Source organism: Pseudarthrobacter sp. As-47, assembly GCF_058215595.1.
Map to the genome: position 1 here is coordinate 1,596,077 of NZ_CM177088.1, position 24,233 is coordinate 1,620,309.

The 24,233-nt window shown below is 67.1% G+C and carries 25 protein-coding genes; 20 read left to right on the plus strand and 5 right to left on the minus strand.

The window, feature by feature from the left end; genetic code table 11:
• Window positions 1-8: 8 nt before the first annotated feature.
• Window positions 9-533, plus strand: coding sequence for a DUF1579 family protein (locus AC4BCK_RS07335; protein ID WP_251424773.1), 525 nt, complete (start codon window positions 9-11; stop codon window positions 531-533).
• Window positions 534-571: 38 nt separating this feature from the next.
• Here AC4BCK_RS07335 and AC4BCK_RS07340 read toward each other — a convergent pair whose 3' ends face one another.
• The 3 genes from AC4BCK_RS07340 to moaA all read right to left on the minus strand — a co-directional run bounded on the left by AC4BCK_RS07340 (window position 572) and on the right by moaA (window position 3,662).
• Window positions 572-2,194: an HNH endonuclease signature motif containing protein gene (locus AC4BCK_RS07340; protein ID WP_490566786.1), complete on the minus strand. Its 1,623-nt coding sequence runs from the start codon at window positions 2,192-2,194 to the stop codon at window positions 572-574.
• Between the two features lie 68 nt (window positions 2,195-2,262).
• Window positions 2,263-2,529 carry a MoaD/ThiS family protein gene (locus AC4BCK_RS07345; protein ID WP_174180401.1) on the minus strand — a complete coding sequence of 89 codons (267 nt, stop codon included), beginning with the start codon at window positions 2,527-2,529 and terminating at the stop codon, window positions 2,263-2,265.
• Window positions 2,530-2,534: 5 nt separating this feature from the next.
• The gene (moaA, locus tag AC4BCK_RS07350; protein ID WP_174180399.1) at window positions 2,535-3,662 is read right to left on the minus strand and encodes a GTP 3',8-cyclase MoaA; all 1,128 of its coding nucleotides are present in this window, start codon (window positions 3,660-3,662) and stop codon (window positions 2,535-2,537) included.
• 279 nt (window positions 3,663-3,941) lie between these two features.
• Between moaA and AC4BCK_RS07355 the strand changes: the two genes are divergently transcribed.
• The 7 genes from AC4BCK_RS07355 to AC4BCK_RS07385 all read left to right on the plus strand — a co-directional run bounded on the left by AC4BCK_RS07355 (window position 3,942) and on the right by AC4BCK_RS07385 (window position 9,586).
• Window positions 3,942-5,417, plus strand: a complete 1,476-nt coding sequence (locus tag AC4BCK_RS07355) for a molybdopterin-dependent oxidoreductase (protein WP_400621327.1) — start codon at window positions 3,942-3,944, stop codon at window positions 5,415-5,417.
• A gap of 23 nt (window positions 5,418-5,440) precedes the next feature.
• Window positions 5,441-6,736: a molybdopterin molybdotransferase MoeA gene (locus tag AC4BCK_RS07360; protein WP_490566787.1), complete on the plus strand. Its 1,296-nt coding sequence runs from the start codon at window positions 5,441-5,443 to the stop codon at window positions 6,734-6,736.
• Entirely contained in the window at window positions 6,724-7,218 is a 495-nt protein-coding gene (moaC, locus tag AC4BCK_RS07365; protein ID WP_251424765.1) for a cyclic pyranopterin monophosphate synthase MoaC, read from the plus strand. The genes AC4BCK_RS07360 and moaC overlap by 13 nt, the downstream gene beginning before the upstream one ends.
• Complete coding sequence (locus AC4BCK_RS07370) at window positions 7,215-7,745, plus strand: MogA/MoaB family molybdenum cofactor biosynthesis protein (protein WP_490566788.1); 531 nt, start codon at window positions 7,215-7,217, stop codon at window positions 7,743-7,745. Before moaC ends, AC4BCK_RS07370 begins: the two co-directional genes overlap by 4 nt.
• Window positions 7,735-8,226, plus strand: coding sequence for a molybdenum cofactor biosynthesis protein MoaE (locus AC4BCK_RS07375; RefSeq protein ID WP_174180389.1), 492 nt, complete (start codon window positions 7,735-7,737; stop codon window positions 8,224-8,226). The genes AC4BCK_RS07370 and AC4BCK_RS07375 overlap by 11 nt, the downstream gene beginning before the upstream one ends.
• Window positions 8,227-8,332: 106 nt before the next feature.
• Window positions 8,333-9,103 carry a 4-hydroxy-tetrahydrodipicolinate reductase gene (gene dapB, locus AC4BCK_RS07380; protein ID WP_490566789.1) on the plus strand — a complete coding sequence of 257 codons (771 nt, stop codon included), beginning with the start codon at window positions 8,333-8,335 and terminating at the stop codon, window positions 9,101-9,103.
• 3 nt (window positions 9,104-9,106) lie between these two features.
• The gene (locus AC4BCK_RS07385; protein WP_066274857.1) at window positions 9,107-9,586 is read left to right on the plus strand and encodes a hypothetical protein; all 480 of its coding nucleotides are present in this window, start codon (window positions 9,107-9,109) and stop codon (window positions 9,584-9,586) included.
• Here the strand turns inward: AC4BCK_RS07385 and AC4BCK_RS07390 are convergent.
• Window positions 9,583-10,821 carry a heparan-alpha-glucosaminide N-acetyltransferase domain-containing protein gene (locus tag AC4BCK_RS07390; RefSeq protein WP_490566790.1) on the minus strand — a complete coding sequence of 413 codons (1,239 nt, stop codon included), beginning with the start codon at window positions 10,819-10,821 and terminating at the stop codon, window positions 9,583-9,585. The genes AC4BCK_RS07385 and AC4BCK_RS07390 overlap by 4 nt on opposite strands.
• An 86-nt stretch (window positions 10,822-10,907) precedes the next feature.
• Here AC4BCK_RS07390 and AC4BCK_RS07395 point away from each other — a divergent pair, with 86 nt between their 5' ends.
• From AC4BCK_RS07395 to AC4BCK_RS07425, 7 genes are all read left to right on the plus strand, one after another.
• Window positions 10,908-11,282 carry a hypothetical protein gene (locus tag AC4BCK_RS07395; protein WP_490566791.1) on the plus strand — a complete coding sequence of 125 codons (375 nt, stop codon included), beginning with the start codon at window positions 10,908-10,910 and terminating at the stop codon, window positions 11,280-11,282.
• Window positions 11,283-11,528: 246 nt separating this feature from the next.
• Entirely contained in the window at window positions 11,529-12,437 is a 909-nt protein-coding gene (gene dapA / locus AC4BCK_RS07400; RefSeq protein ID WP_174180382.1) for a 4-hydroxy-tetrahydrodipicolinate synthase, read from the plus strand.
• A 41-nt stretch (window positions 12,438-12,478) separates the two neighbouring features.
• Window positions 12,479-14,170 (plus strand): ribonuclease J, encoded by a 1,692-nt coding sequence (locus tag AC4BCK_RS07405; RefSeq protein WP_490566792.1) that lies wholly within the window; start codon window positions 12,479-12,481, stop codon window positions 14,168-14,170.
• Window positions 14,171-14,306: 136 nt separating this feature from the next.
• Window positions 14,307-17,213, plus strand: a complete 2,907-nt coding sequence (locus tag AC4BCK_RS07410; protein ID WP_490566793.1) for an FtsK/SpoIIIE family DNA translocase — start codon at window positions 14,307-14,309, stop codon at window positions 17,211-17,213.
• A 23-nt stretch (window positions 17,214-17,236) separates the two neighbouring features.
• Window positions 17,237-17,881 (plus strand): CDP-diacylglycerol--glycerol-3-phosphate 3-phosphatidyltransferase, encoded by a 645-nt coding sequence (gene pgsA, locus AC4BCK_RS07415; protein WP_490566794.1) that lies wholly within the window; start codon window positions 17,237-17,239, stop codon window positions 17,879-17,881.
• Window positions 17,878-18,357 (plus strand): CinA family protein, encoded by a 480-nt coding sequence (locus AC4BCK_RS07420; protein WP_310109495.1) that lies wholly within the window; start codon window positions 17,878-17,880, stop codon window positions 18,355-18,357. Before pgsA ends, AC4BCK_RS07420 begins: the two co-directional genes overlap by 4 nt.
• Before the next feature lie 166 nt (window positions 18,358-18,523).
• Window positions 18,524-18,976 (plus strand): helix-turn-helix domain-containing protein, encoded by a 453-nt coding sequence (locus AC4BCK_RS07425; RefSeq protein ID WP_041652016.1) that lies wholly within the window; start codon window positions 18,524-18,526, stop codon window positions 18,974-18,976.
• An 80-nt stretch (window positions 18,977-19,056) separates the two neighbouring features.
• Here the strand turns inward: AC4BCK_RS07425 and AC4BCK_RS07430 are convergent, their stop codons facing one another.
• Window positions 19,057-19,587, minus strand: a complete 531-nt coding sequence (locus AC4BCK_RS07430; protein ID WP_251424755.1) for a MarR family winged helix-turn-helix transcriptional regulator — start codon at window positions 19,585-19,587, stop codon at window positions 19,057-19,059.
• Between the two features lie 41 nt (window positions 19,588-19,628).
• On the opposite strand from AC4BCK_RS07430, the gene AC4BCK_RS07435 reads away from it, so the two are divergent.
• The 5 genes from AC4BCK_RS07435 (at window position 19,629) to miaA (ending at window position 24,207) form a co-directional block, all read left to right on the plus strand.
• Window positions 19,629-19,853, plus strand: coding sequence for a DUF3046 domain-containing protein (locus AC4BCK_RS07435; RefSeq protein ID WP_066274882.1), 225 nt, complete (start codon window positions 19,629-19,631; stop codon window positions 19,851-19,853).
• Between the two features lie 190 nt (window positions 19,854-20,043).
• Window positions 20,044-21,099, plus strand: a complete 1,056-nt coding sequence (gene recA / locus AC4BCK_RS07440) for a recombinase RecA (RefSeq protein ID WP_490566795.1) — start codon at window positions 20,044-20,046, stop codon at window positions 21,097-21,099.
• A 12-nt stretch (window positions 21,100-21,111) separates the two neighbouring features.
• A complete protein-coding gene (locus tag AC4BCK_RS07445; protein ID WP_397426055.1) occupies window positions 21,112-21,726 on the plus strand; it encodes a regulatory protein RecX in 615 nt (204 codons plus the stop codon).
• An 18-nt stretch (window positions 21,727-21,744) separates the two neighbouring features.
• Complete coding sequence (gene miaB, locus AC4BCK_RS07450; RefSeq protein WP_174180368.1) at window positions 21,745-23,304, plus strand: tRNA (N6-isopentenyl adenosine(37)-C2)-methylthiotransferase MiaB; 1,560 nt, start codon at window positions 21,745-21,747, stop codon at window positions 23,302-23,304.
• 3 nt (window positions 23,305-23,307) lie between these two features.
• Entirely contained in the window at window positions 23,308-24,207 is a 900-nt protein-coding gene (gene miaA / locus AC4BCK_RS07455; RefSeq protein WP_366286503.1) for a tRNA (adenosine(37)-N6)-dimethylallyltransferase MiaA, read from the plus strand.
• Window positions 24,208-24,233 lie beyond the last annotated feature (26 nt).

Here is a 24,233-nt window from a genome sequence, read left to right on the forward strand (position 1 = left end):
GACGAAACATGGACCGGCCCCGCACCGATCATGGCCACCCGGCCCTGGCGAACCTGCTGGGCCGGTGGCGGGGGACCACACGGCTCGAGTCCGGCCCCTGGGGCGCGGAACGGACCGTGGACGCCGAAATGACGTTCACCCTGGTTGCCGGAGGCTCGGCCGTGGTGCAGAGCTACCGTCACACAGAATCGGATGGAAGCCACTTCGAGGGCCACGGCATCTTCACGGTCGATCCCGTCCGCCGGGATGTCCTTTGGTACTACGTCGACAACGTGAGCCCCGGCCCGGACGCTCCTGCGCGGTGCACCTGGCATGGCGGGGACCTGCAGATGGAGCGCCACACCGGAGCGGGTTCCATCCGCCACACCCTGCGAGTCAGAGACGGAGTCCTCCTGGACGTCGCTGAACTCCGCCGGGATGACTCTGCCGGTGCGGATCTTCGCATCCGAAGCGCAGCTGACGGGGCAGCGGCCTCCTACAAACCCTTCATGACTTCCCGGTACAGCCGTGATCCCGGCGTGCCGGCTGTGTGACTCCCCGCGCCGTGGACTGGAATGCCGGACGCCCGGTCCTACGTTGGTGCGGCTGTCACCACGTGCCCGGTCAGGGCCAGCATCAGGTAGAACTCCCCAAACACATCCTGCGGGAGGTCGCACTCGGCTACGCCCGGGTCTTCCGGAGTCTCGAATTCCGGCAGGTCCACCAGGGGCGGATCATCCCCGGCAGTTTCGGGAGCACCGTCCAGATCTGCATTGGCCGGGTAGGGGGCATGGCCTGCCAGCCCGCTGTCGCCCTGCCCGACGCGGTCGCTGTACCCCAGCGTCAGATGCTCCGGCCAGTGGGGTGGTTCCCAGTCCTGGTGTTCGCTTGTGTAGTGGCGTCCGGTGGGTGAGGTCCAGCCGGGTGGTTGGTTTTTGGTGGCTGGTGTTGGTTTCCACCTGCTGGTGTGCCGGAGTTTGTGGTGTTTCGGGCAGGGCTGTCCGAGGTTGCTGATCCCGGTGGTTCCGCCGTGGTGCCAGGCGAGGAGGTGGTCTGCCTCGTTATCCAACGACGGGTTGCTGCAGCCGGGGAACGGGCACTGGCCGTCGCGAAGCCGGAGCCAGTTCCGCATGGCTTTGGTGACCCGGTAGCTGCTCCTGCCGATCTCCAGCGGGGCCCCGTCCCGTGGATCGACCAGGACCCGGTGGAACGACTCCGCCCCGTTGGCGATCAGGTCCCGTGCCATGGAGGCTGGGATGGGTCCGTACCCGTCGAGCATGGCTGGCTCGTCGGTTACTCCCATGAGGGAGAGGACCGGCACGGTGACGAGGACCTGCGCCCGGATTGACGAAGACGGGGTGGTATCCGTTCCGGCACCTGCACCGTCGCCGCTGCTGGCATTGGTGCCGCTGGTGAGGATGGCTTCGGCGAAGTGGTCGGCACTGAGTTGGGTGAGGGTGCGGGGTTCGGTGGGTCCTTGTGCGGCGCGGGAGAGGGCGTTGAGCCGGTTCCAGCCTGCCATGGCCTGGTCGGCGGGGAGGTAAGCCGAGAGCCAGGCCATCCCGTCCTGGTCAGGCCGGTATTCGACCCGCCGGTCCGCCACCCCCTTGGCATGGCGCTTTTCGATGGATTCGACGTGGTGGCGTTCGCGCCAGGTGCGGGCTTTGTGTTTGAACCGGTGCGCGGGCATCTCCCCGATCGTGGCTGCGGCGGCTGGTCGTGGTGTGTCCGGGTCCAGGAAGTGGGCTTCCAAGGCGGCGGCGCCGGCGGGGTCGAGGGTGGCTGCCTCGTCCGCCATGACCCGGGCGTGCTGCCACGAGATCGTGCCGGCCTGGAGGGCCGCGAGGGTCAGGGGCAGGGTGCTGGTCAGCGCATGGGATACGGACAGGAACGCGCTGGCGGCCCGCGGCCCGAGGGCCAGCACGCACCCGATCTCCGCGGCCACAGCCATTTCCTGTGCCTGCACCGGAGTCCCGGGAGGGGCCAGGGCGTGGGCGGTGTCGGCGTACTTCATGGCAGCGCGGGCCTTCAGGCCTGCAAGCCCGGCTTCGGCCTCCCTGGCGGCGGCGAGGATGTCCAGGCTCCCCTCTGCCAGCCCGGCTAACGGATCGGCAGCAGAGAACGGCTCCGAACCGCACCCGTCCACCTCCGCGTTGAGCACGGCAAGGGCGGCCCTGATATCCGCAAACGCCCTCGTCACCGCTTCCCTGCCCATAAACCCATCCTGCCAAGGGGGTCCGACAATGAGGGACAGAACAGGAGGACCGGCCGGATAGGCGTTCCTTACCCCCCGGCGAAAGGTGGCAAAACGTCCACGACGTCGCCGGCTTTTAACACAACTGAGTGGTCACGCACCGCCACTTCGTTGAGCAGGAAGCTGCTCCGGGAGAGGATGCGGGGAAGCGGGGGAGTGCCGGCCGGAGGTTCAGGGCGCTCCACGGCCAGCACGGCCTCCAAAAGGTCAGCCACGGTGGCGCCCTCCGCGAGGTGGAAGCTCTCTTCGTCCAGGCCGGCAGCAGCGCGTGCGGCAGCGAAGTAACGTACGTCCAAGAGATTCAGCCCCCGATGGCGCTCATGCTGCGGTCCGGCTGGACGAAGTCCGGAGCATCAAGTCCCACGTGGTCCATACCGTGGGCCTTCGGCTTAAGCCACATTGCGTCCTGCCAGCGCTGGGCGAGGGCTGCGTCGCCGGCACCCGAGCGCAGCAGTCCCAGCAGATCGAACTCCTCGCGGGAAAAGAGGCAGCTCATGATCTTGCCCTCCGCCGTGATCCGGGTCCGGCGGCAGTCGGAGCAGAAGGGTTCCGTCACGGACGCAATGATTCCCACGGTTCCCAGCACCGGACCGGACCCGGCATCGGAGCCCGCCGTCCGGCGTCGTACTTCAAAACGTTCCGCAGGCGCACCATCACGGGCCCGGGGATCGGCGCTGAGGACAAAGTCCTCGGAGAGCAGCCGGCGGATCTCGGCAGCCGTAATCATGTTCCGCCGTGTCCAGCCGTGGTCGGCATCCAGCGGCATCTGCTCGATGAAGCGAAGTTCGTAGCCGCGGCCGAGCGCCCAGTCCAGCAACGATGGCGCCTCGGCGTCGTTGATTCCACGCATCAGCACCGCATTGAGCTTGACCGGCCCAAGCCCCGCGGCCCACGCGGCATCCACGCCCGCCAGTACCTGGTCCAGGAACGGCCGGCGGGTCAGCTGGGTGAAGGTTTCCTCGTGCAGCGAGTCAAGGGACACGTTGATACGGGTCAGTCCGGCGGCCTTCAGGGCGGCCGCCTTCTTCGCCAGGCCAACGCCATTGGTGGTCATAGAGATCGGCAGGTCCGGGTGGTTGCTGCGCAGGGCGGAAATGATGTCCACGAGGTCGTGCCGGACCAGCGGCTCGCCGCCGGTCAGCCGCAGCTCGCGGACTCCCAGCTGCCCGACCCCAATGCCCACGATGCGGACGATCTCCTCCGCGGTCATCACGGCCTGCTTGGAAAGCCACTCCAGACCCTCTGCCGGCATGCAGTAGGTGCAGCGCAAGTTGCATTTGTCAGTCAGGGACAGCCTCATGTCCGTCGCCCTGCGGCCATACCGGTCTGCGAGCCCGGCCGGCGCATCCCCGGGGCGTGCGGCCGGAACTGACGGCAGGGGTGCGTCTGCTTCCCCCCGTGGCTGCGGCATGCCTAGCTGGACACTCATGAATTCAGGCTACGCCACCTTGGGGCGCACATCACACACGGTGCGGATCGGAGGACGCAACACATTCCCGGCAGGACCGGCGCCATGCGTATTCCGCGAACCTATGCTGGAGGGGTGAGCAGCTCCGAGCCAGGGCAGGCAACGCCATCAGCGCAGGCAAGGCAATCACGGCCGCCAGGGCAGGCAACGCCATCAGGGCAGGCAACGCACGACGGCGGGCCGCGGCACCCTCCGCGGGCCGCAGCAGCTGCCGGCGTCGTCGCAGTGGGGAGCGCCGCCGTGCTGGGAGAACTGCTGGCCGGATTCTTCAGTCCATCGCTGTCACCCGTCACCGCTGTTGGCGGAGCGGTGATCGACGCCGTTCCCCCGGGCGTCAAGGACTGGGCGGTAGCGGCGTTCGGCACCGCGGACAAGGCGGCCCTCCTCGTGGGCATGGGCCTGGTGATGGCTGCACTGGCGGCCCTGGCAGGAATCCTGGAATACCGGAAGCGCTTTGCCGGCGCGGCGCTGACCGGCATCTTCGGCACGGTGGGCCTGGCCGCCGTCCTGACCCGGGCCCAGGCCAGTGCCAACGCCGCAGTGCTGGCCGTGCTCACCGCCGTCGTCGCCGTACTTTTGCTCAGGTTCCTCATTCGCAGGCTCCAGGAATGGGAGACCCACCCGCTGGAGCCTGCCCCCGGTGCCCCGCCGCGCCGCCGTTTCCTGCAGGCGCTGGCCGGGGGAGCGGTGTTTACGGCGGCAGGAGGCCTGCTGGCGGGACTCTGGCGTGGTGCTGCAGCCGTCGCCGGCGAGGCCCGGAGCCGCGTGACCTTGCCCGTTCCCGCATCACCGGCACCGGCCATACCCGGCGACGCCGAGGCCGGAGTGGACGGCATGCAGCCGCTGGTCACCCCCAACAAGGACTTCTACCGCATCGACACCGCCCTGACGGTTCCCGCCGTGGACCCTGCCACGTGGGTCCTCAAAGTCACAGGGCTGGTGGACCGCGAGGTGGAACTGACCTTCGCCGACCTCCTGGCCAAACCCCTGACCGAGCGCCACATCACCATCGCCTGCGTGTCCAACACCGTGGGCGGAGACCTCATCGGCAACGCCCGCTGGCTCGGCTGGCCCGTCCGCGAACTGCTGGCACTGGCCGGACCCAGGACCGGCGCGGACATGGTGCTGTCAAGAAGTGCCGACGGCTGGACGGCCGGCACGCCGCTTGAGGTACTCAGCGACGGCAGGGACGCCTTGCTCGCCGCCGCCATGAACGGCGAACCGCTGCCCCTGGAGCACGGCTTCCCCGTCAGGCTGGTGGTGCCCGGGCTGTACGGGTACGTCTCGGCCACCAAGTGGGTCACGGAGCTGAAAGTCACCCGGTTCGCGGACGACGTTGCCTACTGGACGCCGCGGGGCTGGTCCGAGCGCGGGCCCATCAAGACCTCTTCGAGGATCGACGTGCCCCGCCCCGGAAGGCAGGTGAAGGCCGGGACAGTCATGTTCGGCGGTGTCGCCTGGGCGCAGCACACCGGCATCGGCACCGTAGAGCTGCGGCTGAACCGCGGACCCTGGCGCCAGGCAGACCTGGCCCAAGGCATCTCGGTGGACACCTGGTACCAGTGGAAACTGGGCGTGGAGCTGACGGAGGGCCAGTACGAAGTCCAGGTCCGTGCCACGGACCTCGCGGGACGCGCCCAGGACGAGCGGAGCCGGCCGGTTGTCCCGGACGGAGCCACCGGGCTCCACACGATTAGAGTGGACGTGACACCCTGAACGCTCGACCTGAAGGCGGAACCATGGCCAGCCCGCAACCGCATGGAACGTCTGCAGAGGCGGAGCGCCGGACGGAGCACCAGCGGCATCACGCACAGCACCAGGCGAGGTCCGTGGCAGACCATGCAGCCGCCGTCACTGCGTTGCTGGAGCCTTTGCACTCGGTGCACCGGACGGAAACGTTGCCCCTTGCGGATGCCCTGGGCCGCGGCCTGGTGGCGGACGTGCGTGCCGCCCTCAGCCTGCCGCCTTTCGCCAACTCCCAAATGGACGGCTATGCCATCCGTTCCGTAGACGTGCCCGACGGCGGCGCAGAGCTGGGCATCATGCCTCCCGTCCCAGCGGGCGCAAGCCCTGCACCACTCCAACCCGGCATGGCTGCCCCGATCATGACCGGAGCCATGCTGCCGGCGGGGGCTGACGCCGTCGTCCCTATCGAGCGGGCCGTTCCGGACCGCTTCCTGCCAGCCGCCGCCCAGGCCAAGGAACACGCCACCGTGTGGCTGCCGCCGGCAGCGGCAGGCACGTTTGTCCGCGCTGCAGGCAGCGACGTGCAGGCCGGAGCCACGGCCCTGGCGGCGGGCACCTTCCTTGGCCCGGCCCAGCTGGGACTCCTGGCCGCGCTGGGCATCCCGGACGTGACGGTGTACCAAGCCGTGACCATCCTGCTGGTCACCACTGGCGACGAAGTGGTGGAGCCCGGCCGTGAGCTCCCGCCCGGCAGGATCTTCGACTCCAACGGGACCCTCCTGGAAGCCGCCATGAAACAGGCAGGACTGCACGTCCGCCGTGCTGGCATCGCCACGGACAACCCGGACGCGCTCAGGACGCTGCTGCGGGAAGAAGGTGCCGGAACGGACTTGATCGTGACCACCGGCGGGGTCAGCCAAGGCGCGTACGAAGTGGTCCGGCAGGCCATGGCGGACCAGCCGGTCGAGTTCCTGCATGTGGCCATGCAGCCGGGCGGGCCGCAGGGGATCGGCACCTTCGAGGGACGTTCCTTCCTCGGGTTCCCCGGCAACCCGGTCAGCTGCCTCGTGTCCTTTGAAATGTTCCTCCGCCCCGTCCTCGCTGCCCTGCTGGGCGCCCCGGCGCCCCGCCTGCCGGTCCGCGCCCGGCTCAGCCAGCCGCTCACCTCGCCCGGGCACAAGCACCAGGTCCGCCGCGGCACCCTCAAAGCGGACGGAACCGTCGAACTGCAGGGCGGCGAAAGCTCACACCTCATGCACGCGCTGGCAGGCTCCAACGTGCTCGTCCATGTTCCGGAAGGAGTGGCCGTGCTCGCGGCAGGGGCGGAGGTGGAAGTATGGATGCTGTGAATGCAGAACAGACCCCGGCCGCGCTGACGCACCTGCGCCAGGACGGCAGCGCCCAGATGGTGGACGTCTCCGCCAAAGCCGAAACCACCCGTGAGGCCACAGCCACCGCTACGGTCCGCACCACCGCAGAGGTCATGGGCCTGCTCGGCTCGGGCGGCCTGCCCAAGGGGGACGCCCTGGCCGTGGCACGGGTGGCCGGGATCATGGCCGCCAAAAAGACCCCCGAACTGATTCCGCTGTGCCATCCGCTTCCCCTGTCCAAGGTCACCGTGGACTTCGAGCTGGCACCGGAGGCCGTCTCCATCCTGGCTACCGTCAAGACGCGCGGCGTTACCGGCGTGGAGATGGAAGCACTCACGGCAGCCTCGGTGGCGGCGCTCAGCGTTTACGACATGGTCAAGGCGGTGGACAAGCACGCCGTCCTCACCGACATCAAGGTGCTGGCCAAAAGCGGCGGCAAGAGCGGGGACTGGACACTGTGAGCAGCCCCGGCACCCTGAATGCCCCCGACCCCCACAGCCACGGCGACGTGCAGGGCAGGAAGGCAGGCGTCGTCATTGCCTCCACCCGTGCTGCGGCCGGGATCTACGACGACGAAACCGGGCCCGTCATCACCGACTGGCTCACGGAACACGGGTTTGACGTGTTTCCCGCCATGGTGGTTCCCGACGGCGAGCCGGTAGGAGCAGCCATCCGTGCCCTCCTGACCCAGCGCCCCGCCGTCGTCATCACCAGCGGCGGCACGGGCCTCAGCCCGGACGACCGGACCCCCGACGTCACCCTACCGCTGCTGGACCGCGAAATTCCCGGCATCATGGAAGCGGTCCGCCGTGCCGGAGCCGCGAAAACCCCGCTGGCGGCGCTCAGCCGTGGTTATGCCGGTGCAGCCGGGACCACGTTCATCATCAACCTGCCCGGATCACCCAAGGGAGTCATGGACGGGCTGACCGTCCTTGCCCCGGTGATCGGGCACCTTTGCGACCAGCTGGAAGGCGGACATGGGCACTGAAGCAGCATTCGAGGTAGTCAACGCCGTGCTGAGCGCGGAACCCATCTCCGTCGACCAGGCCATCGCCGCGGTGGAAAGTGACACAGCCGGTGCGGTGGTGAGCTTCAGCGGCGTGGTGCGCAATCACGACGGCGGCAAGGCGGTTGAGCGGCTCAGCTACAGTGCGCACCCCACGGCCCACCAGGTGATGGCCGACGTCGTGGCCCGCCTTGCAGCCGAACAGCAGGCTGCCCGCGGCAGCGGCGAAGGCGAAGGCGGCACCGGCCCGTTGCCGCAGCCCGTGCGGATCTGGGCAGCGCACCGGATCGGCATGCTGGAAATCGGTGATCCCGCGCTGGTGTGCGCCGTGTCCGCGGCCCACCGCGGGCAGGCCTTTGCGGTGTGTGCGGAACTGGTGGACAGGATCAAGGAGCAGGTGCCCATCTGGAAGGAACAGTTCTTCGCTGACGGCACCGTGGAATGGGTGGGTGCGGGCAGCTGACGCTGCTGCTGCGGTTCCGCTGCCGCCATAGCCGGCCCTGTTCCTGCGAGGTAACGCACAGTCCCCGGTTCCCCTGCCTCCCTGCCCCGCCGGTAGGGTTAACGGCATGACCGAACAACTCTCCGATCCCAAGCTGGTGGCCGTCCTGGGCGCCAATGGCCGCATGGGCGCCGAAGCCGTAAAAGCCGTTGAAGCCGCACCCGACATGAAACTCGTTGCGGCCCTGGGGCGGGGTGATTCGCTGGACAAAATCACTGCTGCCGGCGCCCGGTACGTTGTGGACCTGACCGTTCCGGAAAGCACCGAAGCGAACGTCCGCTTCGCCGTCGAGCATGGCATTCACGCCGTGGTGGGCACCACCGGCTGGGATGCCGACCGCCTTGCCGGGCTGGAGGGCCTGCTGGCCGGCCACCCGGAGACGGGCGTCCTGATCGCCCCGAACTTTGCCCTTGGTTCGGTGCTCGCCTCGGCCTTTGCCGCCAAAGCATCCAAGTACTTTGAATCCGTGGAGATCATTGAGCTCCACCACCCGGACAAGGTGGATGCCCCCTCCGGCACCGCGGTCCGTACCGCGCAGCTGATCGCGGCCGAACGCAACGCCGCAGAGGTGCCGCCCAGCCCGGATGCCACCACCAGTGAGCTGGCGGGAGCGCGTGGCTGTGAGGTTGACGGCATCCGGGTCCACAGCGTCCGCCTCCGAGGACTGGTGGCACACCAGGAAGTCCTGCTGGGCGGTTCCGGTGAGCAGCTGACCCTGCGCCACGACTCCTTTGACCGTGCCTCCTTCATGCCGGGCGTGCTTCTTGGCGTGCGCAACGTGGCTGCCCACCCCGGGCTGACGGTGGGCCTGGACGGCTACCTGGACCTGGGGTTCTAGGCCATGGGCGGACTGCTGGCAGGGTTCCGGAAGAACCGCACCAAGATCTGGGTGGGGGCGGTAACGCTGCTGCTGGTCTTCTACCTGGTGGTGTCCTTCCAGCGTTCCATCCTCCTCCTGACGGACAGCAACCTGGCGGCCCAGGCAATCGGGGCTGCGTACCTGGTGCTGCCGGTCATAGGTGCGTGGGCCCTGATCCGGGAACTGATGTTCGGGGCCCGGACCGAGCAGATGGCAAAGGTCCTGGAGGCCGAGGGCGGCCTGCCGGTGGATGAGCTGCCCCGCACGCCCGCTGGCCGGATCGTCCGCTCGGCAGCGGATGCGGAATTCGAGAAGTACAAGGCCGAGGCCGAGGCCGCTCCGGACGACTGGCGTTCCTGGTTCCGGCTGAGCTGCGCCTATGACGCCGCGGGCGACCGCAAGCGTGCCCGGGCCTCCATGCGCGACGCCGTCAGGCTCTTCCAGGGAAACGCCCCCGCCTAGGGGAGGACAGCCTTGACCTGGCCGCGGCCCACCTGGTTTGCCGCGTGACCCAGCCATTCGAGGGGGCCGCGCCACTTGAGCAGCACGAACACGATGCCCACGATCATGGCCGTGGCGGCCTGGGCAAAATACATCCCGTCCTCGGTCCAGCCGGCGGGCAGCGGCTTCAGGTAGAACCCTGAAACCACCCAGACGTGGACGGTGTAAAGGCTCAGGGTCATCGCGCCCGCGCCGCGCAGCGGCAGCAGCAGGTCCAGGTCCACCCATTCGGCCAGCCGGCCCAGCAGGAGGCATGCCCCTATCACGGCCACGGCCACGGCGGATGTGTGCAGCAGGTCCAGGGTGGTTGCGGAGTGTGGCGCGGCAGATGCCAGCCACCACCAGGAACCCTCCTGTGGGATACCCGTCAGGTTGACCTGCAGCACGCTGTCCAGCGGGTATCCGGGGGAATTGAGCACCTCCTCCAGGGCAGCGCGGCCGCCCCAGCTTTCCATGGCGGTGACCCCCAGGGTCTTGGCCAGGACGGCAGCCACCGAACCGGCCACCAGCAGGACCACCGGAACCATCGCCCTGCCCAGCACCAGCCGGCCCACGATGAGCCCCACCAGCAGGTACGAAAGCCACTGGAACACGGGGTAGTAGCCGGTGAAGAACACGTCGGCCAGCAGCCGTGACGGAGTGGCGAGGTCCTCCCAGGACGGGTTGTGGCCCAGTTTGAGAGGAGGCTCGGCGGCCAGGAGCCATGGGCGCAGCATGTACGCCAGGACGGGGGAGGCCAGGATCCAGCCGCCGGCCCACACGCAGAGCCGCCTCAGGCCCATCCCGAGGAAGGGCAGGACACACAGGAACAGCACAGCGTAATGGACCAGGATGATGGCAAGGTTGACTTCCAGCCCGCCCAGGGTAAGTCCGACGGCGGCTATCACCAGGGCGCGCAGGGCAATGCCGCGTCGGGCGGCGGTGAGGTCCGGGCCCTGCACCGGCTTGTGCTTGCCCGTGGACAAGGCCAGGCCCACCCCGGCCAGGACAGCGAACAGCGCTGCTGCCCTGCCCGAAAACGTGAGACCGATCCATGTGGGAGTGAGGCCGGCGTTTGATTCGAAGGTGGGGAGCAGATGGGTGGCCATCATCCCGAGCAGCGCGAGGCCACGGGCCGCGTCGATGCCGTGGAGGCGCCCCGAGGCGGGCTGCCCGCCGGATTTCCGGGACGTTCTGGCCGCATTACGGGACGTCATGACCAGATCGTCTCACACCTCCCTGTGCCGGGGTTGCCCGCCGGACCTCCTTGTATTCGAATATATGTTCGAATAAGATTGCCGCCATGTACACTCCATCATGCGGAAGCCCTGCCGATAACTCCGGCAGTGACGGGCTCGCCAAGGCCATGAGCCCGGGGGTCGTCGACTACCTGTTCCGCCAGTTGGTGGCCGGCCGGCCGCCCGAGGATGTCCAGTGGGAGCGGGAGGGCATCAGCCTCGCGGCCCAGCCTGAGGGAGCGGAGCTGGCCCGGCGCCTCGCCGAGACGGACATCGATGCGCTCACCCCCGTGGAGCTTTTCCACTACGTCAGGGCCGCCCAGCGGCTGTCGTCGTGGGCCGAGGACCTGCGCCAGGCCGCCGTCGGACGGTATTGCCACCCGCCGGCTTACCGCCCGCCGGTGGAGCCGTCCCGCCCCGCCCGGCACCCTGCCTCCTGACCAGCGGGGCACCCCATTCCTTGGCCGGCTCCCATGACCGGCGGTGCACCCCATGTATGACTGGCGGGCGACCCACGTCCTGGCCGGGGGCGGCTCCCGCTGCTGGTTCGGTGCCGGGCGTTGACCGGAAAGTGGTGGCGGAAGGGGTGGGTCGCGCGCGGCGGTGGTTCGGCCGGTCCAGTATTTGACGTGCATCACGCCCCTGGCATTGTCCTAACCAGCCGTGGACAGGGTAACGTTTTTTCCATGGCTGACACATCCGCGCATCTCCCTGCCCTTGGTACTCTTCTGACCGCCATGGTCACACCGTTCACCAAGGACGGCGCAGTGGATTATGAGCAGGCTGCAGCACTGGCCAGCAGGCTGGTGGACGACGGCTGCGACGGCCTGGTGGTTACCGGAACCACAGGCGAAACCTCCACGCTGACCGACGAGGAAAACCTCGGCATGTTCCGCGCCGTCAAGGACGCGGTGGGCGGCCGTGCCGCCATCATCGCCGGCACAGGCACCAACGACACCGCCCACTCAGTCCACCTGTCCCGGCAGGCCGCAGCCCTCGGCGTCGACGGCCTCCTGCTGGTGACGCCGTACTACAACAAGCCCAGCCAGGCCGGTGTCCGCGCGCATTTCGAAACCGTCGCCAACGCCGTGGACGTCCCCGTGATGCTGTACGACATTCCCGGACGATCCTCCATCCCGATCGAGCCCGACACCATGATCCGGCTGGCACAGCACCCGAACATCGTGGCGGTGAAGGATGCCAAGGCCGACTTCGTCGCTGCCACCCGCGTCATGGCCGAGACGGATCTCCTGTTCTACTCAGGTGACGACGGACTGACCCTTCCATGGATGGCGCTGGGCGCCGTCGGCCTTGTGGGCGTTACAACGCACGTGGCCACGCGCCGCTTCCGCGAGCTCATCGACGCCGTCAACGCGAACGACCTCAGCACCGCCCGCAAGATCAACTTTGAACTCCAGCCCGTGGTGCGTGCCACCATGACCCGGGTCCAGGGCGCCGTTGCGGCCAAGCAGATTCTTAAATGGCAGGGAGTCCTGCCCAACTCGATTGTCCGTTTGCCCCTCGTGGAGCCGGACGAAGCCGAGATCGAAACCATCCGCGGGGATTTGGCGGAAGCGGGGCTGGTCTTTTCCTGAGGAGTAAGACCAGCACCCTTCCGCCTGGAAAGTAGTGCAATATGACCCAAACTGCCCTCACCGGCCTTGTCACCCCTCCCCGCCTGCCGCAGGGAACGCTCCGGATTGTTCCTTTGGGCGGACTGGGGGAGATCGGCCGGAACATGGCCGTGTTCGAGATCGACGGCAAGCTGCTGATCGTGGACTGCGGCGTCCTCTTCCCCGAGGAAACCCAGCCCGGCGTTGACCTGATCCTGCCCGATTTCTCCTACATCGAGGACCGGCTGGACGACATCGTGGCTGTTGTCCTCACCCACGGCCACGAAGACCACATCGGGGCCGTTCCGTACCTGCTGCGGCGCCGCAACGACATCCCGCTGGTGGGCTCCCAGCTCACCCTCGCCCTGATTGAGGCGAAACTGCAGGAGCACCGCATCCGGCCTTACACGCTCACTGTTGAGGAAGGGCAGGTGGAGAAGTTCGGGCCCTTCGAATGTGAGTTCGTGGCCGTCAACCACTCCATCCCCGACGCCCTCGCCGTGTTCATCCGGACAGCCGGCGGCACAGTGCTGCATACCGGCGATTTCAAAATGGACCAGCTGCCGCTGGACGGGCGCATCACGGACCTCCGCCACTTCGCCAAGCTCGGCGAAGAAGGCGTGGACCTCTTTATGTCCGACTCCACCAACGCCGATATCCCGGGCTTCACTACCGCCGAGAAGGAAATCGGCCCCACGCTGGAACGGCTTTTCGGCCAGGCCACCAAGCGCATCATCGTCGCGTCCTTCTCCTCGCACGTGCACCGCGTGCAGCAGGTCCTGGACGCAGCCGCCAAGCACAACCGCAAGGTGGCCTTCGTTGGCCGCTCCATGGTCCGCAATATGGCGATTGCCGAAAAACTTGGCTACCTGGACGTCCCCCCGGGCCTTATCGTCGACATCAAGAACATCGACAACCTGCCGGACAACCGCGTGGTGCTGATGTCCACCGGATCCCAGGGCGAGCCCATGGCCGCCCTGTCCCGGATGGCGAATGGCGACCACCGGGTGGTGGTGGGCGACGGCGACACCGTCATCCTGGCCTCAAGCCTTATCCCCGGCAACGAGAACGCCGTGTTCCGGATCATCAACGGGCTGCTGAAGCTGGGCGCCGACGTGATCCACAAGGGCAACGCCAAGGTCCACGTCTCCGGCCACGCCGCGGCCGGGGAGCTGCTGTACTGCTACAACATCCTCGAGCCGTTGAACGCCATGCCGGTGCACGGTGAAACCCGCCACCTGATCGCCAACGGCAAGATCGCCATCGAGTCCGGTGTTCCGGAAGCAAGCGTCATCCTCGCGGACAACGGCACGGTCATCGACCTCAAGGACCACCGCGCTGACGTGGTGGGACAGGTCGAAGTCGGCTTCGTCTACGTGGACGGCTCCAGCGTGGGCGAGATCACCGACGCCGACCTCAAGGACCGCCGGATCCTCGGCGACGAAGGCTTCATCTCCATCATCACCGTCATCCACCGCGCCACCGGCAAGGTGGTGTCCGGGCCGGAAATTCACGCCCGCGGCGTGGCAGAGGATGATTCCGTCTTCGACGACATCATCCCCAAGATCAACGCTGCGCTGGAGGAAGCCGTGCTCAACCATGCGGACCACACCAGCCACCAGCTCCAGCAGGTGGTCCGCCGGGTGGTGGGCACCTGGGTCAACCGCAAGCTGCGCCGCAAGCCCATGATCATTCCCGTGGTGCTCGAGGCCTGACATCCGCTGCCGCTGCCGGCCTGCGTTCCCGTGCCCCACGGGACCGCGGGCCGGAGGCGTTTAAGGGGCCGCGAACCGGGGAACGGCGGCACCCAAATCCCCGGAAATCCGGCCCAACTCGGGTACCGTGGCTAGTATGGCCACTCGTACTACTTCCGCGCCCAATGGATCCAGCAGGGGCCGCGCCGGCAGCAAAACCGGCAGCTCCTCCGGCCGCGGCGCTGGCTCCACGGCCGCCAAAACCGGACGTGCCGGCGGCTCCACGAGCACTGCACGCACCCGCCAGCTTCCCGCCGTCGAGCACCACCAGCCGTGGCTGCTGCGCGTGGTGGGCGGGGCATGGCTGGGCCTCGGCCACCTGGTAGGCGGAGGGGTGCGGCGCATCGGCCATGACGTCAGCGACCTCCCGTCAGAGGACCGCCGGGACGGCGCCGCCCTGTTCAACCTCGCCCTCGGAATCTTCATCGCCACCTTTGCCTGGTGGGGCCTTACCGGCTGGTTCCCGGACGCCGTATATGCCGTGGTCAACGGAACCTTCGGCTGGATATCACTCCTGCTTCCGCTCATGCTGTTTGTCTGCGCGTTCCGGCTCTTCCGCCAGCCGTCCGACGGGCGGGGCAACAACAGGGTGGGCATCGGCTTCCTGATCATGACCTTTGCCGGCTGCGGGCTGGCACACGTCCTGGGCGGGCAGCCCACGGTTGCCCAGGGCTTTGACGGCCTCCGCCAGGCCGGCGGAATGCTCGGATTCCTTGCCGCATCGCCCCTGGCCGCCATCCACTCCGCTGTTCCGTTGGTGCTGTACTCCCTGCTGGCGTTCGTCTCACTGCTGATCATCACCGCCACGCCGTTCACTGCAGTCCCGCGCAGGCTGCACGCTGCCTACGACCACCTCATGGGCATCGACCTCCTGGATGAACAGGACCGTGACAAGCACGACCGCAGCTACCTGGAACGGACCCCCGCCGCCGCACCCCCCAAGAATGCCAGGAAGAAGAAGCGCCGCTTCTTCGGCAAGGATGAGGAGGACGGCGACGCCGGACTGGAAGGCTATGTGGGCGACGAAGCGTTCGAGCACGCCGTGATCGACGACGACGACCCGAAGCCGCCGCGGCCGGCCCCCGGCGTCCGCCGTCCCACCCAGGCGGAGATCGCCGTCGAAAAGATCAAGGCAGCCCAGGGACTCGGTGCCGGCGCCCCGCCCTCCGCAGGGGAGAACGCCACCGAAGCCATCCCTATGATCACCCCCGGCATGGCCCCGCCAGCGGCAAAGCCGGCCGCCGCGCCCACCGTGCCGTCCAACCCGGTGGCACCCGCACCACCGCCGGTTCCCATCCCGCAGCGCACCGAGCAGCTGTCCCTCGCCGGCGACGTCACCTACACGCTCCCGGCCTCGGACTACCTGACCCCCGGATCCATCCCGAAGGAGCGCACGGAAGCGAACGACGCCGTCGTCGCTGCCCTGACCGACACCCTCCAGCAGTTCAACGTCGATGCCACGGTCACCGGCTTCAGCCGCGGCCCCACCGTGACCCGGTACGAGATCGAGCTGGCCCCGGGCACCAAGGTGGAGCGCGTCACCGCACTGTCCAAGAACATCTCCTACGCCGTGGCGTCCAGTGACGTGCGCATCCTCAGCCCCATCCCGGGCAAGTCCGCCATCGGCATCGAGATCCCCAACACCGACCGCGAAACCGTCTCCCTGGGCGACGTCCTCCGCAGCCAGAACGCCCGCCGCACGGACCACCCGATGGTGATGGGCGTTGGCAAGGACGTGGAGGGCGGCTACGTGGTGGCCAACCTCGCCAAGATGCCCCACCTGCTGGTGGCCGGTGCCACCGGTGCCGGTAAGTCATCCTTCGTGAACTCGATGATCACCTCCATCCTGATGCGCGCCACCCCCGACGAGGTGCGCATGGTCATGGTGGACCCCAAGCGCGTGGAGCTCACCGCCTACGAGGGCGTCCCGCACCTCATCACGCCCATCATCACCAACCCGAAGAAGGCGGCCGAGGCGCTTCAGTGGGTGGTCCGCGAGATGGACGCCCGGTATGACGACCTCGCCAACTACGGCTTCAAGCACATCGACGACTTCAACAAAGCGGTCCGCGCCGGCAAGGTCCAGCCGCCGGTGGACTCCAAGCGCGTCATCCGGCCCTACCCGTACCTGCTGGTGATCGTGGACGAGCTCGCCGACCTGATGATGGTGGCTCCCCGCGATGTTGAAGACTCGATTGTCCGCATCACCCAGCTCGCCCGCGCCGCCGGCATCCACCTGGTCCTGGCCACCCAGCGGCCGTCCGTGGACGTGGTGACCGGCCTCATCAAGGCGAACGTGCCCTCACGCATGGCGTTTGCCACGTCCTCGGTGACCGACTCGCGCGTGGTCCTGGACCAGCCCGGGGCCGAAAAGCTTATCGGCCAGGGTGACGCCCTGTTCCTGCCCATGGGTGCCTCCAAGGCCATGCGCGTCCAGGGCGCATGGGTCACCGAATCGGAAATCCACAAGGTGGTTGAGCACGTCAAGGGACAGCTCCAGGCCACCTACCGCGACGACGTCGCAGCCGAAGCGCCCAAGAAGCAGATCGACGACGACATCGGGGACGACCTCGAAGTCCTGCTGCAGGCCACCGAGCTTGTGGTCACCACGCAGTTCGGCTCCACGTCGATGCTGCAGCGCAAGCTGCGGGTCGGCTTCGCTAAGGCCGGCCGGCTGATGGACCTGCTGGAATCACGCGGGGTCGTTGGCCCCTCCGAAGGCTCCAAGGCCAGGGATGTCCTGGTGAAACCGGACGACCTCGCACCCGTCCTTGCCGCCATGAAGGGGCAGGAAGCCCCGGCAGCACCCGATTCGCAGACCGCCGCGCTGAGCGACAACGCCAACGCCAACATCGCCCAGGGCGGCTACGCCGAAGACCTGGTGGCCGCAGACCTTGACCAGCGGAAGCAGAACGTCGAATATTACGACGGCTCGGATTCCCCGCCCGGCGGCTATGACGACGAAGACGGCTCCGAGGACGCCTGGTCCCTGACCGGGCGTTAGCCCGGGGACTGTAGCCTAGAAACGTGACTAGCACCGATGCAACCGCCGCCGGCCCAGGCCGTGCCGGGGTCTGGAACCTTCCCAACATCCTGACCATGATCCGCATCGCACTGGTGCCGTTTTTTGTCTGGTTCCTCATCGCGGACGCCCCCGGGCTGCGCAGTGAGGCAGGCGTGTGGCGCTGGGCGGCGGTCCTTGCGTTCGCCGTCGCCATCTACACGGACAAGCTCGACGGCGATATCGCCAGGAGCCGGAACCTCGTCACCGACTTCGGCAAGATCGCCGACCCCATTGCGGACAAGCTCCTCATCGGCTCGGCGCTGGTGATGCTCTCGGTGCTCAGCGAACTGCCATGGTGGGTTACCGTACTCATCCTCGTCCGCGAATGGGGCGTCACGGCCCTGCGCTTCTTTGTGATCCGCTACGGCGTTATCCCGGCCTCCCGCGGCGGCAAGCTCAAGACCGTGGTCCAGACCGCAGCGATCTTCCTGTACCTCCTGCCGCTGGGCTCTTTTGCCCCGTGGCTCGTGTGGGTGGCGTTTGCAGTGATGATGGCCGCTGTGGTGATCACAGTGTGGACCGGCGTGGAATACGTGGTGGAAGCACTGCGGATCCGGGCCAAGGGAAAGCTGCAGGCGCGCAACGAAAAACGCCAGGAACCCGCATGACCAATCTCCACCACTTGTCGGCTGAAGCGGTCCGCAAAGCCCTCGACGCAGGGCGGACCGTGGCCACCGCCGAATCACTGACCGCCGGCATGGTGTCCGCAGTCCTTGCGGACACCCCAGGCGCCTCAGGCATCCTGCAGGGCGGCGTGGTTGCCTACCAGAACTCCGTTAAGGAAAAAGTCCTGGATGTCCCGTCCGTGCTCCTGGCGCGCGTCGGATCCGTCGACCCGGACGTTGCCGCGGCCATGGCGGCAGGAGCCCGGACCGTCCTCAACGCTGACATCGGCATCTCCACCACAGGCGTTGCCGGGCCGGAGGCACACGACGGAAAGCCCGTGGGCACCGTCTACGTCGGCATAGCCACCGCAGCCGGAACGGCGGCCTTCGAGTACGCCTTTTCGGGAAGCCGGGCCGAGATCCGCGGACAGGCGTGCGGGGCGGCCCTTGAAAGGCTCCTCGAAGCCCTGTCCGGGTAGGCCCGGTACCCCGAAGTTACTGGGCGTAAAGTTGATGGGAACAAAAGCCGGTACCGATTAGTTATTACATTGTGTCGCTTCCGGAGAGCGGAGGCGCCTAGGATGAAATGACCACGACGGTTCGCCTTAGGGCGGACCTGACCAATGAGGGAGCAAGGCGATACAGATGGTAAAGCAGCCCGTATCCGTAAACGGCGTTGTCCGCTGGAAGGATGTGGGCCTCGCCGATCAGGGCAAGAGCGAACAGAAGGAGCGCAAGATGGTTGTACTTCGTCACGAAATTGGTGATGTCCTGCGCGATGTCCGCCAGCGTCAGGGGCGTACGCTCCGTGAAGTTTCGCACAGCGCCCGTGTCTCCCTGGGTTACCTCAGTGAAGTGGAGCGCGGCCAGAAGGAAGCATCATCCGAACTGCTGTCCTCGATCTGCTCGGCCCTGGACGTTCCGTTGTCCAGCATGCTTCGCGAGGTGAGCGACAGGGTGGCGGTTGCAGAAGGCGTTGCCGTTCCGGACACCGTTCCCCAGGAATTCTCCCAGCGTTATGGCCGCGACCTTGAGCGCGACCTCAACACTGAACTTAACGACGAACTTTCCACGGGCCTCCTTTCCGGCGCCCGGTAGGGTTCCGCCGGAAGGCGGCTCCCGGAATGTAGCAAACACTGAAGCCCCCGGCCGCGGCCGGGGGCTTCAGTGCGTTTCTGCTATTGATTTTCCAGGGTGGGCGCCTGGCCATCCTTCGGGAAGCCGTCCCGTTCGTAGGTCGAGTTAAGCTTGGCCATGCAGCGGGCCAGTTCCTCGAGTTCCTCCACGGGCCACTCGCCGAGGCGTTCCCGGAACACCTGCCGCCGGGCGTCCTGGACCTGGTGCATCTTTTCCTCGCCCTTGGGGGTCAGCCGGATTGCCTGCGCCCGTCCGTCCAGGGGATCTGCCTCCTTGGACACAAGACCCAGGCTCTCCAGGAAAGCGATTTGCCGGCTGACGGACGGCTTGCCGACGCCGATGTTCATCGCCAGGTCGGTGAGGCGGATCGGTCCCTCACGACGGATCACCGTCAGGAGGCCGTACGCCGCCGGCTCCATGTCCGGATGGACCTCGCGGGAAAGCTGGTTGGAGATCGACCGTGCGCGCCGCCAGAAGAGACTGATCTGGTGTTCCACGTTTTGGACCGCGGCGTCCACGGTCGCCTCATCATGGCGGCCTTGCGGGGAGGGGACGTCAGGGGAGTTGCTCATGGCAACAATTCTAGTGCGCCGGATCGTGAGAGACTTTTCTGGTGCGAATCAGCGATTATTGGCGACTCATGGACGACGAATTCGGCGCCGGGTACTCGCGGGTCCTCAGCAGCAGCCTTGTCCTGGCAGGGGTGGGCGGGCGCACCGCGGACCAGGCGCTTGCCGCCGGCATAGAGCCCCGCAGGGTGTGGCTGGCCGTCTGCGACGTGCAGGATGTTCCCGCCGAGCGCCGCCTGGGCCGGGATATCAAGCCCCGCACCGACTAGCCGGTTTCTCCTGACACGCCGTGCGGTTGTTCGAATACCTGTTCGGGTAAAGCTATGCTTTTCCTAGCGGGTTATCCACATAGCCGCCCTCACCCGGCCGGAATGTCAGTGGGTCCCAGTAGCGTCAGAGATGACCAATAAACGGCCGCTGAGGCCACTCCAAAGCGAGAAAGCATTAGAGGTGTGAACCATGGCGGCAGCCCCGGATCGTGCAAAAGCGCTCGAAGCAGCGCTGGCCCAGATCGACAAACAGTTCGGTAAAGGCTCGGTCATGCGGCTCGGCGACGAAGTCCGGGCCCCGATCGAGGTCATCCCCACCGGATCCATTGCCCTGGATGTTGCTTTGGGAATTGGCGGCCTTCCCCGTGGCCGCGTTGTCGAAATCTACGGGCCGGAATCGTCCGGTAAGACCACCGTGGCGCTCCACGCCGTGGCCAACGCCCAGCGCTTGGGCGGCATCGCCGCCTTCATCGACGCCGAGCACGCCCTTGACCCCGAGTACGCCGCCAAGCTCGGTGTGGACACCGACGCCCTCCTGGTCTCCCAGCCGGACACCGGCGAGCAGGCGCTGGAAATCATGGACATGCTGGTGGGCTCGGGCTCCCTGGACATCATTGTGATCGACTCCGTCGCAGCGCTGGTGCCCCGCGCCGAAATCGAGGGCGACATGGGTGACAGCCACGTCGGCCTCCAGGCCCGCCTCATGAGCCAGGCCCTGCGTAAGATCACCGGCCGCCTCAGCCAGACCAAGACCACTGCGATCTTCATCAACCAGCTCCGCGAGAAGATCGGCGTCTTCTTTGGCTCCCCGGAAACCACCACCGGCGGTAAGGCCCTGAAGTTCTACGCCTCCATCCGTATCGACGTCCGGCGCATCCAGACCCTGAAGGAAGGTGCCGATTCCGTTGGCAACCGGACCAAGGCGAAGATCGTCAAGAACAAGATGGCTCCGCCCTTCAAGGTGGCCGAATTCGACATCATCTACGGCCAGGGCATTTCCCGTGAGGGCGGCATCATCGACATGGGCGTCGAGCACGGCATCATCAAGAAGTCCGGCTCCTGGTTCACCTACGACGGCGACCAGCTTGGCCAGGGCATGGAGAATTCCCGCAGGTTCCTCCGTGACAACCCTGAACTTGCTGCCGAACTCGAGCGCCTGATCAAGGAAAAGCTCGGCGTGGGCGTCAAGCCTGCGGAACCGGAGTCCAAAGACTCCCCGAAGCTGAAGGCCGTTGACGGGTTCTAGCCGTTGACCGGTATCGACAATCCGCGTCCCCGCCGGGCGACAGCCGGCGGGCGGCGCGGAGTTTCAGATGACGGCGCGTTCCAGGTCGGCCCGGACCACGGCTCTTCCGTTGCCGGGGACGCAGAGCCGGATCCGGTGTCCGTTGCGCAGAACATCGTGTACCGGCAACTGACCGCGTCGGCCAAAAGCAGGCTGCAGCTCGCCCGGAAACTCGCCGAACGGAACATCCCGGAGGACGTCGCCGAGGCAGTCCTGGACCGCTTCCAGGAAGCACGCCTGATCAACGACGCCGAATTCGCGGACATGTGGGTGAGGAGCCGCTCCCAGTCGCGCAAACTTGCGAAAGGCGCGCTGCGCCGCGAACTCGCGGAGAAGGGCATCGACCAGGAAACCGCCGCCGCAGCCTTGGACCAGCTGACAGACGCGGATGAGGAAGCCGCCGCCCGGCAGCTCGTGGAGCGGAAGCTCCGCCCGGGAACGGATCTGCAGGACCAGGCTGCAAGGGACAAGGCAACCCGGCGGCTGGCCTCCATGCTGGCGCGCAAGGGCTATCAGCCCTCGCAGGCGTTCCGGATCGTCAACGAGGTCCTGGACTCCTGCGCCGGAGCCGACCGTGGCAACCCGTAAAACCGGTACCCTTAACAGGTGAGTTTGACCATCCCTTCCCCTTTTCCCGGTACCAGCCCCTCTGCAGAAGCTGGCGGTGCTCCGCAATCCGGTGCTCCCAAGCCCCGCACCTACCAGGTGCGGACGTTTGGCTGCCAGATGAACGTCCACGACTCGGAGCGGATGGCCGGGATGCTGGAGGACGCAGGGTACGTGCCGGCAGACGGTGAGCAGGCCGACGTCGTGGTGTTCAACACTTGCGCGGTCCGGGAGAACGCTGACAACAAGCTCTACGGCAACCTTGGCATCCTGGCTCCGGTGAAAGCAGCAAACCCCGGCATGCAGATTGCTGTGGGCGGCTGCCTCGCGCAGAAGGACAGGGAAACCATCCTGAAGAAGGCCCCGTGGGTGGACGCCGTTTTTGGCACCCATAATGTCGGCGCCCTGCCCGCCCTGCTGGACCGCGCCCGGCACAACAACGAGGCACAGCTTGAAATCCTCGAGTCGCTGGACGTCTTCCCCTCCACGCTTCCCACCAAGAGGGACTCCGTCTACTCAGGCTGGGTATCGATCTCCGTCGGCTGCAACAACACCTGCACTTTCTGCATCGTGCCCGCCCTCCGCGGAAAAGAGAAAGACCGCAGGCCGGGAGACATCCTGGCGGAGATCCAGGCCCTGGTGGACGACGGCGCCATCGAGGTCACACTCCTGGGCCAGAACGTCAACTCCTACGGTGTCGAGTTCGGCGACCGCCAGGCATTCTCCAAGCTCCTCCGGGCCTGCGGGGACATCGAAGGCCTGGAGCGGGTCCGCTTCACAAGCCCACACCCAGCCGCTTTCACCGACGACGTCATTGACGCCATGGCCGAGACCCCCAATGTGATGCCGCAGCTGCACATGCCGCTGCAGTCGGGGTCGGACAAGGTTCTTCGGGACATGCGGCGTTCCTACCGGTCCAGCAAGTTCCTGGGGATCCTGGACAAAGTGCGCGAAAAGATCCCGCACGCGGCGATCTCCACCGACATCATTGTGGGATTCCCCGGCGAAACCGAAGAGGACTTCCAGGCGACGCTGGATGTTGTGGAGAAGTCACGCTTCGCCACCGCCTTCACGTTCCAGTACTCCAAGCGCCCCGGAACCCCTGCCGCTGACCTGCCGGACCAGCTTCCCAAGGCAGTGGTCCAGGAACGGTTCGAACGCCTGACTGCCCTCCAGGACCGGATTGCGGCAGAGGAGAACCGGCTCCAGCTCGGCCGCCGCGTTGAGGTTATGGTGACGGCGCAGTCCGGACGGAAGGCAGGCGAGACGCACCGTCTGTCCGGCCGTTCGCAGGACCAGCGGCTGGTGCACTTCTCGGTCCCTGAGGGTGCTCCCGCTCCCCGGCCGGGAGACCTGGTCACGGTGACCATCACCGAGGCCGCGGCATTCCACCTCGTCGCCGATCCGGCCCTGGAGGATTACAGCCTCCGGCGTTCCCGGGCGGGCGACGCCTGGGACAGGTCGCAGGCAGATTCCTGCGGAGCACCCACGCCCGGGGCAGGGGCAGGCGGCAAGGGCGTTTCGCTGGGCATGCCCTCCTTGCCTGTCCGCACGCGCTGACCGGTGGGCGCACCGCCTGTCATCGCCGTCGTTGGCCCCACAGGGTCCGGCAAGTCAGACCTCGCCGTAAGCCTTGCCCTTGAACTCGGCGGCGAGGTCATCAACGCCGACGCCATGCAGTTCTACCGCGGCATGGACATCGGCACCGCAAAAATCACGGACGCTGAACGCAGGGGAGTTCCCCACCACCTGCTGGACATCCTGGAGGTAACCCAGGAAGCCAGCGTGTCGCAGTTCCAGCAGCAGGCCCGGGAACTCATCTCGGACATCCACGGCCGCGGCAAGCGCGCCATCCTGGCCGGCGGGTCCGGCCTCTACGTGCGGGCCGCGCTGGACGTCCTTGAGTTCCCGGGGACTGATCCGCTGGTGCGGCAACGGCTGGAAGCCGAACTCGCTGCGCAGGGGACCGCGGTGCTGCTGGAGCGGCTGCGGGAGGTGGACCCTGTGTCCGCCGGCAGGCTCTCGGATGACCGGCGGATCATCCGGGCCCTGGAAGTCCATCAGCTCACCGGGCGGCCGTTCAGCTCCTTCATGCCGCAGCGCGAGTACTTCCAGCCTGCCGTCCAGATCGGCCTGGCAGTGGACCGCGAGGTGCTTCGGGACCGGCTCGCCGGACGCGTCCACCGCATGGTTGACGCCGGCCTGCCCGCCGAAGTCCAACGGCTGGACGCCCGCGGGCTGCGGCAGGGAAAGACCGCCCCCCGCGCCCTGGGGTACTCACAGTTCCTGCGGGTTATCGACGGCGAATGGACCGTTCCCGAGGCCGCGGAGGCCACCATCGTGGCCACCCGGCAGTTCGCCCGGCGCCAGCTCACCTGGTTCCGGGCCGATCCGCGCATCCACTGGCTGGACTGGCAGGATCCGGCCCTGGTGGACAAAGCGGCGGCGCTCTCCCGTTTTTAGCGCTGCACCGCCCGGCCGGTACCCTT